Below are 13,365 nucleotides of genomic sequence, written 5' to 3' on the forward strand. Positions count from 1 at the left end.
CCGGGGGGCGGGCGGGGTGGCGAAACGTAACAGCACGCTCGTTCGAGTGAACGTCGTCCGGATTCCGGCCCGCCGGCGGGCCTACGCTGGGAGCGTCGCACCCGAGCGAAGGAGGTCCGTCATGGCGATGCCGCTGCCGGTTCCGGGGGACGAGTTTCCCGACTACGTCGAGCCTGATGATGAGGGTGCGAGCGTGGAGCAGACCTTCCAGCTGTTCAGTGCGGCGGCCCCCAAGGGCTGGCGCGTGGAGCTGATCGAAGGGGAGATCTACGTGGTACCTCCGGCGAATGGGCAGCACGAGGAGATCGTGTCGGAACTCAGTGGGCAGATCCGGGATCACGACAAGGGGGTTGGCCGCTACACCGGCATCGGCTTGTACCTGCAAGGCGCCTCGGACACGATCCACGTCATTCCTGACCTCGTCATTGCCCCCAAAGGCAGCTTCGACGACCAGCAGGAGTGGCACGCACCCGACCCCGTCCTTCTGGTCGCCGAGGTGACGTCTGCCTCCACCGCGAGCCGCGACCGGGTCCAGAAGATTCGCGGCTACGCCCGCGCCGGCATCCCCCTCTACTTGCTGATCGACCGCGACTCGGGCGAAGCCGTCGTCTGCTCCGGCCCCTCGGGCGACGACTACGCACACAAGGCCAGCCACAAGCTGGGGTTGCCCGTGCCTCTCCCGTACCCTCTCGGCTTCGAGCTCGACACCTCGGAGTTCTGAGCGGGGACGCTCCGGGGAAACCCCGAGGCGCAGCGGACCGCCCCCAGGGACAATGGCCCGCGTGCGGTATCTGATCCTCGGTTCCACCCTCGCGCTCGACGTCCACGGCACGCCCCTGCCCCTCGGCGGTGCCCGGCTGCGCGCGCTCCTCGCCGCGCTCGCGGCGCGCGGCGGACGGGCCGCCCCCGTCGCCGAGCTCGTCGACGACGTGTACGAGGATGAGCCCCCGCACGACGCCCCCGCCGCCCTCCAGGCCCTCGTCGGGCGCCTGCGCCGCGTCGTCGGGCGGGAGGCGGTCGAATCCACGCCCGGCCCCGGGTACCGCCTCGTCGCGGGACCGGACGACATCGACCTGTACGTCTTCGAGCGCCACGTCCGCGACGCCGGCGCCCGCCTCGACGCCGGGGACCCGGACGCCGCCGCCGGCCTCCTCCGTACCGCCCTCGCCCTCTTCCGCGGCCCCGCGCTCGCCGATCTGCCCGCGCACGCGCGCGTGCGGCCCGAGGCGCAGCGGCTGGCCGCCGTACGGCAGCGCGTCGAGGCCGACCTGAGGCGCGGCGCCGTCGACGGACTCGTACCGGAGCTGTCGGAGCTCATCGCCGCGTACCCGTACGACGAAGGCTTCCGCGCCCAACTCGTCCGCGCCCTGCGGGCCGAGGGCCGCGAGGCCGACGCCCTCGCCGCGTACGAGGACGCCCGCCGCGCGCTCGCCGAGGGCCTCGGCACCGACCCGGGCGCGGAACTCACCGCGCTCCACCGGGAGCTGCTCCGGCCCACGCCACCCCCGCCGCCGCGCCAGACCGGCAACATCCGGCGCCGCCTCACCTCCTTCGTCGGCCGCGAACCCGAACTCGCCGCCCTCCGCGCCGACCTCGCCCACTCCCGCCTCGTCACGCTCACCGGCCCCGGCGGCTCCGGCAAGACCCGCCTCGCCGAGGAAGCCGCCCTAGCCGCCGAGGGCACGCAGGCCCCCAGCCGAACGCCCGCTGGGCCCGTTGGAACCGCCGGGCCAGCCGGGATCGCTGGAACCCGCGACGCCCGCGAGGCTCCCGACGCCCTCGCCGCCCAGGCCGGGCAGCCCTCCGCCGGAATCGGCGATTCCCGCGCCGGAATCCGCGAGGACCCCGCCACGACCGCCACCCCCGACGCCGCCTGGCTCGTCGAGCTCGCCCCGCTCGACGATCCCTCCGCCGTCCCCGGCGCCGTCCTCTCCGCGCTCCGGCTCCGCGAGACGAACCTGATCACGCGCGAGGGCCAGCCCCTTCACGACGAGCCCACCGACCGGCTCGTCGAACACCTCGCCTCCCGCTCCCTCCTCCTCGTGCTCGACAACTGCGAGCACGTCATCGACGCGGCCGCCGCCCTCGCCGAGACCCTCCTCACCCACTGCCCGCACCTGCGCGTCCTCGCCACCAGCCGCGAGCCCCTCGGCGTCCCCGGCGAAACGGTCCGCCCCGTCGAACCCCTGCCGCCCGACCCGGCGCACCGCCTCTTCGCCGAACGCGCCCGTGCCGTACGCCCCGACCTCGACCTCGACCTCGCCGCCGCCGAAGGAACCGCCGACGACCTCGACGTCGTGGACGAGATCTGCCGCCGCCTCGACGGCCTGCCGCTCGCCATCGAACTGGCCGCCGCCCGGCTGCGGCTCCTCTCCCCGCGCCAGATCGCCGACCGGCTCGACGACCGCTTCCGTCTGCTCACCTCCGGCAGTCGCACCGTCCTGCCCCGCCAGCAGACCCTCCGCGCCGTGGTCGACTGGTCCTGGGACCTCCTCGATGCCGCCGAACGCGACCTGCTGCGTCAGGTCTCCGTCTTCGCCGGCGGCTGGGACCTCGCCGCCGCCGAGGCCCTCACCCCGAACGCCGCCGACCCGCTCGGCGCGCTCGTCGACAAGTCCCTCGTCGTCGCCGCCCCCACCGACGAGGGCGAGATGCGCTACCGGCTCCTGGAGACCATCCACGAGTACGCCACCGAACGCGCCGCCGAACGCCCCGACCTGCTCGCCGCCGCCGAGGCCGCCCACACCGCCCACTTCACGGCCCTCGCCGAGCGGGCCGAGCCCCTCCTGCGCTCCGGTGAGCAGCTCCCCTGGATCCGGCGGATCGAGACCGAGCTCGACAACATCCGCGCCGCGTTCCACCGCACGACCGTCACGGCTCCCGACGAGGCCGCCGCGCACCGCCTCGTCTTCGCGATGGGCTGGTTCTGGTGGCTGCGCAACTACCGCCCCGAGGGCCTGGCCTGGGTCGGGCGCACGCTCCGGCTCGGCGAGGACCCCGACGACCCGGAGGACGCCCGGTACTGGCCCCGCATGCAGTTGCGCATGCTGTCCTTCTTCCTCGCCGTGGAGAGCCGCACGGTCGCCGACATCCGCGACGACCCCGAGGCCGCCGAGCTGGTACGGCGGGTGCGGACCGCGTTCGGCGAGCGGCCCGGCCCCCAGTCGGCCCGCTTCCCCGGGCTCCTGTGGCCGTTCACCGCGTACATCACGGAAAACCACTCCGTCATCCGCGCGCTGCTCGACAGCTCCGTCGAGACCTGCCGCAGGTACGGCGGGGAGTGGGAGGTCGGCGTCAGCCTGATGTTCCGTACGCACCTGGTGATCGACATGCCCGGCGGGACGCCCGACGTGGATGAGGACCTGGCCGAACTGCGGGCCCTGTGCCGCCGGGTCGGCGACCGCTGGATGCGGGCGCAGGTGGCGAGCGCGGCGGGCGAGGCGCACATGATGCGCGGCCGGCACGAGGAGGCGGGGGAGGCGTATCAGGAGGCTCTCGACCTCGCCCGCGAGGTCGGCGCGCACGCCGAGTCCCCGTTCCTGATCGCCCGGCTCGCCGAACTCGCCTACCGCTCCGGTGACATGGAGACCGCCGAGAAGGGCCTGGACGAGGCCGCGGCGGAGGGCGCGCGGCACCACGTCAACGACACCGAGGCGTTCGTACGGTTCCTGCGGGCCGAGATCGCCCTGTGCCGCGGCGAGGTACGGCACGCCCGCGAGCACCTGGAAGCGGCCGGCCGACTGATGCTCACCGGCACCCCGCCGCCACACTTCAACGCGGGCCTGGTCGGGCTCTCCGCGCGCGTGTCCGCGGCGGAGGGCGGGGGCGCCGCGGCGGTGGCGGAGGCGATCAAGGCCCTGCGGCTCGCCCGGGAGGCCCAGTGCTCCGACTTCATCACGGCCCGGCTGGCGGAGGGCCTGGCGACGGCGCTCGGCATGAGCGGCGCGCTCGCGCTCGCGGTCCGGGTCCTCTCCGCCGTCGACACCTGGCGCGCCGCGATCCCCCGCTCGGTCCCCGGACTCCGCGATGCGGAGACCCTGATGACCCGGGCCCGCACGGCGCTGGGCGAGGCCGGGAACGCGGGGGCGTACGCCGAGGGCGCCCGGCTGACCCTCGACGAGGTCATCGCCCTCGCGGACGCGTACGTCACCGGAGGCTGAAGGCCGCGGCCGACCTCCGGCGCCGCCCGGCCCCGCTCACGTGCAGCTGATGCGGGACTGTGCCCAGTCCGCGATCGCGGCGCGGCCGAATGCGGTGTCTTCCTCCACGACCAGGCGGATCGTCTCGCGGCCCGCGATCCCGACATGGACCGGGATCGCCTGGTCGCCGGGCTGGACGACCTCCGAGCGCCAGAGCTGCTGGCCGTCTCCGTAGACGGAGAAGCGGACGCCGCCGATCCCGAGCGACGCGCTCATGTCGTCGATGCCGACGAGCGCGTCGTAGCTGGTGCACTGCCGGTTGAGGTCGATCACGAGCGCCGACGGCGCGTGCACGCTCACCCCGTGCGCGTACTGTGTGCCGCCCATCGACAGGCCGTCGCGCTGCCACATCCAGCTGCTGTCCCCGAGCCGTACCTCCGGCTTCGTGCCGTCGCCGAAGACGCCGTAGTCCAGCTGGTTGACCTGGTAGACGGTCGGCGGGGCGGGCGGCGGGGGCTTGGGCGCCGGCTTCGGCGGGACGGGCGTGGGGCTCGGCTTGGGCGGCGGTGTCGGCTTGGGGCTGGGCTTGACCGACGGCTTCGGCTCGGGCGGCGGGGTGGGCGTCGGCTCGGGTGCTTCCACGGCCGGCGGGGCGGGCGGCGGCGGGGGCGTGGGGCTCGGCTTGGGCGGCGGTGTCGGCTTCGGCGGTACGACGGGGGAGACGGCCGGCGGCGCGGGTTCGGGCTTGGCGACCGGCTGCGGGTCCCCGGAGAGCGCCCACACCAGACCGGCGGCCGCGGCGACGGCCACCGCGGCCGCGAGGCCGGCCTTCGCGGGGGCGCCGAGCCCTTCGGCCGCGGCGGCGGAGGACGCCCCGGCCGTACTCGACGAACCGGCGCCCGTCGTGGCGGCGGCCGCACCGGCCCCGGCCGCGCCCGCGACCCCGCCGGCCACGACACCCGCGGCCTTGAGCGAGAACCCGGCGGCGAACCAGCCGATGACGGCGACCGGCAGCAGCGCGGGGATCCCGGCGTTCACGTGCGCCAGCTCACCGGCGGCGAGCCGGCACTTGGCGCACTCCTCCAGGTGCTTGCGCAGCCCGCGCTCGGCCCGCATCCGCAGTCCGCCGCGCGCGTACGCGCCGAGCCGGTCGGCATAGCGGGCGCAGTCGCCGCCCGCGGTGAGGGACTGGCTGACGTGCGCCTGGAGGTAGGCCTGCTTGAGGCCCTCGCGGGCCCGGCTGGCGAGCACGGCGGTGGCGTTGGCGGTCAGCCCGAACAGCGGCGCGACCTCGCTCGGCGACTCCTCCTCGACGGTGGTGTGCCACAGCACGGCCTGCCACCGCTCGGGCAGCGACCGGAACGCCTGCATGGCCAGCGACTGTTCGGCCTCGTGCATGGCCCGGACGTCGGCGCCGAGATCGAGTGTGTCCTGGTCGGAGACCTCGGCGGTGCGGGCGGCCTGCGCCGCGAACACCGCGAAGTCCTCGACGAGGTGCTCCCGCTTCTGCGTGCGCGTCCAGTTCGCCGCCACCCGCCGGACCGTGGTCAGCAGATAGGCACGGACGGCCTGTTCGGGCCCGGCCCCGCCCCGTACGGCCTGGAGCGTGCGGGCGAACACCTCCGCCGTCAGGTCGTCGGCGGTGTGCGCGTCCCGGCAGCACGTCCTGGCGTAGCGGCGCACGGCGTCGGAGTGGCGGCGGAACAGCTCTTCGTACGCGCTGTCGTCGCCCGCCCGCATGAGCTGGATGAGCTCGGCGTCGGAGGGCGGCAGTTCGACCGGCGGCGGAAGGACGGTGTCGTGCGCGTCGCCGGCGCCCGCTACGGAGAACGGAGCCCGGCCCTCACGCTGCTGCGGCACGCTCGGCTCGCGCCCCGGCACCGCACCCGCGGACCCCGTGGGGGCGCCCACGGCACCTCCGGGCCCGCCCTGGCTCGGCACCTGCCGGGAGGGAACGCCCCCGGTCTCCGTGGCGCCGCCGTTGCCCAACGGCTCGTCCCGACCGTCACCGCTCATCGCGGAAGCCCCCGTATGCACGCGCACGCTCAGACCCGAACACCGGCCAAGCGTGCCACAGCGTGATGGCGCGCTGAACCTCCGCGTCCACTTACCACTCGTCCGGGGCGACTTCCCGTATCCGGGCGTAACCGCTCACGCGTTCGTGTCATGCTCGACGATCCGCCCGGACCCCCGGGCACGACCCAGGACTTCCCGAACCGGCACCGCCGCTCCCGCTCAGGCTCCCGCTATCGCGAGCGCAGGCCCTCCAGGAGGATGTCGAGGAGCCGTGCCGAGGCCGCCGCCTGCTGGGCCGCGTCCGGCAGCGCGGGCGCCGCCGTGGCTATGACGAGCAGGACGTCCGCCACGGTCACGTCCGCCCGCAGTTCGCCCGCCTCACGGGCCCGGTCCACGAGCCGCCCGACGACCTCCAGGAGCTCCGCCGCACCGGCGTGGTCCTGCTCGGCCCCCGGCACCGCGCGCGGCGCGACCACCCGCGGCTCGGTCGGGTCCGCGAAACCGCGCTGGTGCGGCACCCGGGCCTCGTCCTCCGCGGCAGGCGCCGGCAGCAGCAGCTCGTCCGCGTCCACGCCCACCCGCAGGATCTGCGGCGGCAGCAGCCGGCCCGCGCCCGAGGCCACCGAGGTCCGCAGGAACCGGGAGAGCGCCGACCAGGGCTCGTCCTCCTGACCGAGCGCCGCGCGGGCCTGGTCGGTCAGCCGGGAGGTCTCCTCCTCGGCTATCCGGCGCACCAGCACGTCCTTGCTGGGGAAGCGGCGGTAGACCGTGCCCACGCCGACCCGGGCGCGCCGCGCCACGTCCTCCATCGGGGCCCCGTAGCCGAGTTCGCCGAACACCTCGCGTGCCGCGCGCAGCACGTGCTCCAGATTGCGCTGCGCGTCCACGCGCAGCGGCGCCGACCGCCCGACCTGCGCCGACACTTCCATGCCCGTACCCGTGACTGCCCCCGTGCTCGTACCCGTACTCACACCCGTACCGCGTCCGTCGAGCGAGCCGTTCGTCGTCCCGACGACGGCCTGCCACCGTGAATCCTGCATGTGCATAAGCGTTCCCCCGCTCATGATGTCTCCCCCCGGAGACTCCCCGCCCTGACACGGGGTCCACGGACACCGCAGTGCTCTGGTCCCTGCACCGCGATCCGACACCCCGACGAGGTACGAACATAGTTGAGTCGAGGTCAATTCAGAAGGGGGAGTTCCGTACGGTGCGCCCCCCGATCGGAGCAAGGGCCTGAACTCTCCCGATTCCGCTTCCGTACGCCACCCCCCACGCCCACTCTGACCTGCGCACTTCCCGCTGTACCCACGGCGTGCGCCACCCCGCGCCCCCGCGCACCTCCGGTCACACAATTTGCCGGGCCTGTGGACAAACCCCGGACGGCGTTGCGTCATGGGACAGTGACCGAACCTGCGCGCATTCTCGTTGTCGGCGGTGGCTACGTCGGGATGTACACCGCGCTGCGCCTGCAGCGGCAGCTCAAGGCCGAGCTCAGAAGCGGTTCCGTCGAGATCGTGGTGGTCACGCCCGAGCCGTACATGACGTACCAGCCGTTCCTGCCCGAGGCCGCGGCCGGCTCGATCTCCCCGCGCCATGTCGTCGTCCCGCTCCGCCGCGTCCTGGACAGGTGCCGGATCGTCATCGGCGAGGTCCACGCCGTCGACCACGCCAAGCGGACCGCGACGCTCTCCACCCTCGCCACCGAGGAGGAGGGCACCGGGAACATCCAGCTCACCTACGACGAACTGGTCATCGCGCCAGGGTCGATCTCCCGTACCCTCCCGATTCCCGGCCTCGCCGACTACGGCATCGGTTTCAAGACCGTCGAGGAGGCCATCGGCCTGCGCAACCACGTCATCGAACAGATGGACATCGCCTCCTCCACCCGCGACCCCGGCCTGCGCGACGCCGCCCTCACCTTCGTCTTCGTCGGCGGCGGCTACGCGGGCGTGGAGGCGCTCGCCGAGCTGGAGGACATGGCCCGCTACACGGCGCGGTACTACCACAACATCAAGCCGGAGGACCTGAAATGGGTCCTGGTCGAGGCCTCGGACCGGATCCTGCCCGAGGTCGGCGAGAAGATGGGCAAGTACGCGATCCGCGAGCTGCGCGGCCGCAACATCGACGTACGTCTGGAGACCCGGCTCGACTCCTGCGAGGACCGCGTCGCCGTCCTCAGCGACGGCAGCCGCTTCCCGACCCGTACAGTCGTCTGGACCGCAGGCGTGAAGCCCGCACCCGTCCTCGCCGCCACCGACCTGCCGCTCAACGGCCGCGGCCGGCTCAAGTGCACCGCGCAACTGGCCATCGACGGCGTCGAACACGCCTGGGCGGCCGGAGACGCCGCGGCCGTCCCCGACATCACGGCGGACGAGCCCGGCAAGGAGTGCGCGCCGAACGCGCAGCACGCCGTACGCCAGACCAAGGTGCTGGCCGAGAACGTCGCCGCCTCCCTGCGCGGACAGCCGCTCAAGGAGTACGGCCACAAGTACGCGGGCTCGGTCGCCTCCCTCGGCCTCCACAAGGGCGTGGCCCACGTCTACGGACGCAAACTCAAGGGCTACCCCGCCTGGTTCATGCACCGCGCCTACCACCTCAGCCGCGTCCCGACCTTCAACCGGAAGGCCCGCGTCCTGGCCGAGTGGACCCTGTCCGGCCTGTTCAAGCGGGAGATCGTCTCGCTGGGCTCGCTGGAACACCCGCGCGCCGAGTTCGAACTCGCGGCCGCGCCCCCGCCCCCCAAGAACGGCCCGAAGCCGGGCTGACACCGATGTCAGTGCGGTCGGTCACACTGGACGTGTGACCATAGGTGGGCTCACACCTGCACAGAGTGACTCAGCACGGCCAACAAACCACGAGGCATACAGATCCGTGAACTTCACCCGTTGGAGCGCCCGACTTCCCGGCACTCAGCGCCGCACGGCGGCGCGGGGGACCGAAGGCTCCGTGCCCGCGGCCCGCGGTGAGTACGAGCAGCAGCCTGAGCCCCTCCCCGACGAGGTCCCCACCCTGGAGGACTTCTCCGCACGGGAGATCATCGGCCGACTCCCCGGCCTGGTCGCGCTCGCCTACGGCCCCGAGCATCGCATCGCGTACGTCAACGACGCGTACGCCGCCGCCTTCGGCCCCCGCCCCGCCGGGGCCACCGTCGCCGACGCCTGCCCCGAGGCCCACGAGCTGGGCCTGCTGCCGCTGATGGAGCAGGTCCTGCGCAGCGGGAAGCCCCGGACGGTCAAGTCCCGCAAGACCGCCGACGGCGGCTCGTACACGGTCACCTGCCTGCCCGTGGAGTCCCCGCGCCTCGAGGGCGGCGGCGTCCTCGTGCACGCCGCCGACGTCACTGACCACGCCGAGGCCGCCGAGCGGCTGCGCGCCAGCGAGCGCCGGCACCGCGAGACCGCCGTCACCCTCCAGCGCTCCCTGCTCCCGCAGGAGCTGGAGCAGCCCGACGACCTGCGGATCGCCGCCACGTACCAGCCGGGCGGCACGGACGCGGCCGTCGGCGGCGACTGGTACGACGTCATCACCCTGGGGGCCGGGCGCACTGCACTCGTGATCGGCGACGTGATGGGCCGTGGGGTGCGCGCCGCGGCCGTCATGGGCCAGCTCCGCACGGCCGTCCGGGCCTACGCCCGCCTCGACCTGCCCCCGCACGAAGTGCTCCAGCTCCTCGACGGCCTCGCCGCCGAGATCGACGCCAGCCAGATCGCCACCTGCGTCTACGCGGTCCACGACCCCAACGAGGGCAAGCTCGTCTACGCCTCCGCCGGCCATCTCCCGATCCTCGTCAGGGACGAGGACGGCACGGTCCGCCGCGCCGAGGACCCCACCGGACCCCCGCTGGGCACCGGCGGCTGGCTGCACACCTCCGGCGCGATCGCCCTGCCCCCCGGCTCCACCGCCGTCCTCTATACGGACGGTCTGGTCGAACGCCGTCGCGAGGACATCGACGAGGGCGTCGCCGCACTGGAGCGAGCCCTGTCCGGCGCCCTCGGCACGCCCCAGGTCGTCTGCGACCGGCTGCTGCGCTCGCTCGGCGTCACCGCCGAGCACGACGACGATGTGGCCGTCCTGGTCGTCCAGCACCCGTCCCGCGTGGGAGGGAACGCGGAGCTCTTCCACAACGCGGCCCTTGAACTGCTCGGCGGTGTGGAGGCGGCTCCACGCGCGCGTGCCTTCGCCTCCGGCGTCCTCGCCAGCTGGCGCTTCCCGGTCGAGCTGTGCGATCTCGGCGTCCTCGCCACCAGCGAGCTGGTGGCGAACTCCCTCAAGCACGGCACCCCGCCGATGCGCCTGCGGCTGCGCCGCACCGACCGGCGGCTGATCATCGAGGTCACGGACGGCGACGACCATCTGCCGCGCCGCCGCAGGGCGGAGACGGAGGACGAGGCGGGCCGCGGGATCTCGATCATCGCGACGATCGCCTCGTCCTGGGGCAGCCGCCGTACGCCGGGCGGCGGCAAGGCGGTCTGGTGCGAGTTCGCCCTGCCCGACTAGGCGGCTGCGGTCTCCCGCTCGGGCACATGCTGCGCCACCACCCGCGAGGTCCTGGCGGCCAGGGACGGCTGGTCCTGCACCGGCGTGAGCCGCTTGCCGAGCCGCAGCGCCAGGAACGTGATCCCGAGCGAGAAGAGGACGAAGGTCACGATGTACGGCCCGTGCAGCGCGGCACCCATGGGCCCGCCCACGGCCGGGCCGACGGCCAGCGCGAGCTGCTTGACCAGCGCGAACGCCGAGTTGTACTGACCGACCATGGAGTCCGGCGCGAGGTCCGCGACCAGCGGCGCCACGGTCGGCGACAGCATCGCCTCGCCGAGCCCGAAGAGGGCGTACGTGGAGATGAACGCGGCGGTCGCCATGGCCTGGCTGCCGTGGCCAAGGCCCGCGTACCCGGCGATCACCCACGCCACGGCCCAGAGGAGACCGACGGCCGCGATCACCCGGCTCCGGCGGCGGCGCTCGACGAACTTCAGCACCACGAACTGGGCGACGACGATGACGGCCGTGTTGGCGGCCAGCGCGATCCCGAGCGTCGCCGGATCGATCCCGGCGGCCTCGGTGCCGTACGCCGCGAGACCTGACTCGAACTGCCCGTAGCAGGCGAAGAAGAGCACGAAGCCCAGGACGCACAGCTGCACCATGGCCTTGTGCCCGAGCAGCGCCTGGACGCCGCCGCCCTTCGAGCCGGCCGGCCGGGTGCCCTGCAGGGCGGGGGAGCCCGGCATACGGACGGTCAGCACGATCCCGGCGAGCACGAGGAACATCGCCGCTTCGATGGAGAAGAGAAGAAGGAAGCTGTCCGGCCGGCTCGCGTCGACGAGCTGGCCGCCGATCAGGCCGCCGACACCGAGCCCGAGGTTCTGCAGAAAGAACTGCATGGCGAAGGACCGGGTCCGGGCGGACGGGTCGGAGCACCACACGATCATCGTCGCGAGCGCCGGCTGCATCACGGCCGTACCGGCCCCGAGCAGAGCCGCGGAACCGACGGCGGCGGGCACGCTGCCCGAGAGCCCCATGCCCAGCGCGCCGAGCGACGCGAGGACGGCGGCGACGAGGAGGACGGGGACGGGACCGCGCCGGTCGATGGCGCGTCCGCTGAAGGGCAGGACGACGAGTGCGGCCATGGCGAAGACGGCGAGCACGATGCCCGCCGTGGTCGCGCCCAGGTCCCGCACCTGAGCGACGTACACATAGAGGTACGGAACGGTGAAGCCGAGTCCGAACGCGCTCAGCGCGCTGCCTGCCTGGATCCGGCGCATCGCTGCACCCATCGCCTTGGTCACGCTCACCCACTTCGAGAGGAGGGCTTCAGCCCTGTAGGACTGAACCCTGAAGACTTAAATACTAAAGTTCGATCCTTAACAATACACATGGAAGGACTTCAACGCCAATGGCGCGCGTGGGATACTCCCCGCATGTCCCACACCCCCGAGCCGAGCCTCGACGAACAGATCGCGGCCTATCAGCGCGAGTACCGCGACCTGGACCCCCAGGTCGAGAAGGTGGTCTCCGCCCTCGGCCGGCTGAACCGCCGGATGAACGTCGCGTACGGCCGCCAGCTCGCCGACCTCGGCATCAGCAACGCCGAGTGGGAGGTCCTCAAGACCCTCGTCCTCGCCGGCGCCCCCTACCGCCTGGGCCCGGGCGAGCTGGCGAAGCGCCTCGGCCTCACCCCGGCCGCGATGACCCACCGCATCGACCGCATGGCGGGCGAGGGCCTCGTCACCCGCGACCGCGACGAGACCAACCGCGTCCGGGTGATCGTGGAGCTCACGGACGAGGGCCGCACGAAGTGGCTCGAGGCGATGCGCATGGCGACGGACTTCGAGGAGGAGCTCCTCCAGGACCTGACGGCCGACGAGCGCGGCGACCTCGGCGACATGCTGATCCGCCTCCTCCGCAGGGTCGAACACACCCAGCCGGACGCGGGCGGCCGGCTCACGGACCTCGACTAGACGAGTCGTCGGAGAGGTCACCGGAGGGGTCACCGGACGGGTCACCGCACGGAGTTGACACGCCCCTGCCGTATCCGTAGTGTTCTCCGAGTTGTCACGGAGCCGGAACGGTTCTGCGACAGCCACTCCCGCCGCTGATGCGGCACCTCTACTCAGCACGATCTCCCAGCCGGGACGAATTTCGGCATGCCGAAATTCATTTCGAAAGACTCGATTATGAGTCGCCCGGGAAATCCGCTAGAGTTTGAGCGTCGGAACGGCCCAACAGCCGCGAGGACAACCCCCTCTGACTGGGAATCAGGCCCGAAAGGATCTGATAGAGTCGGAAACGCAGGAAGGCCGGAACGGGAAACCGAAGAAGCCGGAAAGCACCGAGGAAATCGGATCGGAAAGATCTGATAGACTCGGAAACGCAAGACCGAAGGGAAGCCCGGAGGAAAGCCCGAGAGGGTGAGTACGAAGGAAGCGTCCGTTCCTTGAGAACTCAACAGCGTGCCAAAAATCAACGCCAGATTAGTTGATACCCCGTCCATCTTCGGATGGCGAGGTTCCTTTGAAAAAGTCCACCCCTCGGGGTGGCACACAGCGAGGACGCTGTGAACGACCGGTCCTATTCCGACCGATCGTTCCGCTCTCGTGGTGTTCGACCCGATTACGGGTAAACATTCACGGAGAGTTTGATCCTGGCTCAGGACGAACGCTGGCGGCGTGCTTAACACATGCAAGTCGAACGATGAAGCCCTTCGGGGTGGATT

Annotated in this window: 8 protein-coding genes and 1 rRNA gene; 6 read left to right on the plus strand and 3 right to left on the minus strand. The window is 72.5% G+C overall.

Features of this window, described 5'->3' with window-relative positions; translation table 11 throughout:
* Nucleotides 1–121: 121 nt before the first annotated feature.
* Both ACZ4VI_RS16950 and ACZ4VI_RS16955 read left to right on the plus strand, forming a co-directional pair.
* Nucleotides 122–721 carry a Uma2 family endonuclease gene (locus ACZ4VI_RS16950; protein WP_467999968.1) on the plus strand — a complete coding sequence of 200 codons (600 nt, stop codon included), beginning with the start codon at nucleotides 122–124 and terminating at the stop codon, nucleotides 719–721.
* Between the two features lie 61 nt (nucleotides 722–782).
* Complete coding sequence (locus ACZ4VI_RS16955; RefSeq protein WP_467999969.1) at nucleotides 783–4,160, plus strand: ATP-binding protein; 3,378 nt, start codon at nucleotides 783–785, stop codon at nucleotides 4,158–4,160.
* A gap of 36 nt (nucleotides 4,161–4,196) precedes the next feature.
* Here the strand turns inward: ACZ4VI_RS16955 and ACZ4VI_RS16960 are convergent, their stop codons facing one another.
* Nucleotides 4,197–6,155, minus strand: a complete 1,959-nt coding sequence (locus tag ACZ4VI_RS16960) for a sigma-70 family RNA polymerase sigma factor (RefSeq protein ID WP_467999970.1) — start codon at nucleotides 6,153–6,155, stop codon at nucleotides 4,197–4,199.
* 230 nt (nucleotides 6,156–6,385) lie between these two features.
* The gene (locus ACZ4VI_RS16965) at nucleotides 6,386–7,201 is read right to left on the minus strand and encodes a TetR/AcrR family transcriptional regulator (protein WP_467999990.1); all 816 of its coding nucleotides are present in this window, start codon (nucleotides 7,199–7,201) and stop codon (nucleotides 6,386–6,388) included.
* A gap of 354 nt (nucleotides 7,202–7,555) precedes the next feature.
* On the opposite strand from ACZ4VI_RS16965, the gene ACZ4VI_RS16970 reads away from it, so the two are divergent.
* The gene (locus tag ACZ4VI_RS16970) at nucleotides 7,556–8,920 is read left to right on the plus strand and encodes an NAD(P)/FAD-dependent oxidoreductase (protein WP_467999971.1); all 1,365 of its coding nucleotides are present in this window, start codon (nucleotides 7,556–7,558) and stop codon (nucleotides 8,918–8,920) included.
* Between the two features lie 106 nt (nucleotides 8,921–9,026).
* Nucleotides 9,027–10,652, plus strand: coding sequence for an ATP-binding SpoIIE family protein phosphatase (locus ACZ4VI_RS16975; protein WP_467999972.1), 1,626 nt, complete (start codon nucleotides 9,027–9,029; stop codon nucleotides 10,650–10,652).
* Here the strand turns inward: ACZ4VI_RS16975 and ACZ4VI_RS16980 are convergent.
* Complete coding sequence (locus ACZ4VI_RS16980; protein ID WP_467999991.1) at nucleotides 10,649–11,926, minus strand: MFS transporter; 1,278 nt, start codon at nucleotides 11,924–11,926, stop codon at nucleotides 10,649–10,651. The two genes, ACZ4VI_RS16975 and ACZ4VI_RS16980, sit on opposite strands and share 4 nt — an antisense overlap.
* Nucleotides 11,927–12,070: 144 nt before the next feature.
* On the opposite strand from ACZ4VI_RS16980, the gene ACZ4VI_RS16985 reads away from it, so the two are divergent.
* The gene (locus tag ACZ4VI_RS16985) at nucleotides 12,071–12,610 is read left to right on the plus strand and encodes a MarR family winged helix-turn-helix transcriptional regulator (RefSeq protein ID WP_467999973.1); all 540 of its coding nucleotides are present in this window, start codon (nucleotides 12,071–12,073) and stop codon (nucleotides 12,608–12,610) included.
* Between the two features lie 665 nt (nucleotides 12,611–13,275).
* Nucleotides 13,276–13,365: ribosomal RNA gene (locus ACZ4VI_RS16990) — 16S ribosomal RNA — on the plus strand; the annotation flags it as partial.

It is taken from the genome of Streptomyces sp. NPDC029169 (assembly GCF_055563935.1).

Excerpts from the sequence above, each read along its gene's own strand:
- ACZ4VI_RS16950 (WP_467999968.1), top strand. The coding sequence starts at position 122 with ATGGCGATGCCGCTGCCGGTTCCGGGGGACGAGTTTCCCGACTACGTC.
- ACZ4VI_RS16960 (WP_467999970.1), bottom strand. The coding sequence starts at position 6,155 with ATGAGCGGTGACGGTCGGGACGAGCCGTTGGGCAACGGCGGCGCCACG.
- ACZ4VI_RS16965 (WP_467999990.1), bottom strand. The coding sequence starts at position 7,201 with ATGCACATGCAGGATTCACGGTGGCAGGCCGTCGTCGGGACGACGAAC.
- ACZ4VI_RS16980 (WP_467999991.1), bottom strand. The coding sequence starts at position 11,926 with ATGGGTGCAGCGATGCGCCGGATCCAGGCAGGCAGCGCGCTGAGCGCG.
- ACZ4VI_RS16985 (WP_467999973.1), top strand. The coding sequence starts at position 12,071 with ATGTCCCACACCCCCGAGCCGAGCCTCGACGAACAGATCGCGGCCTAT.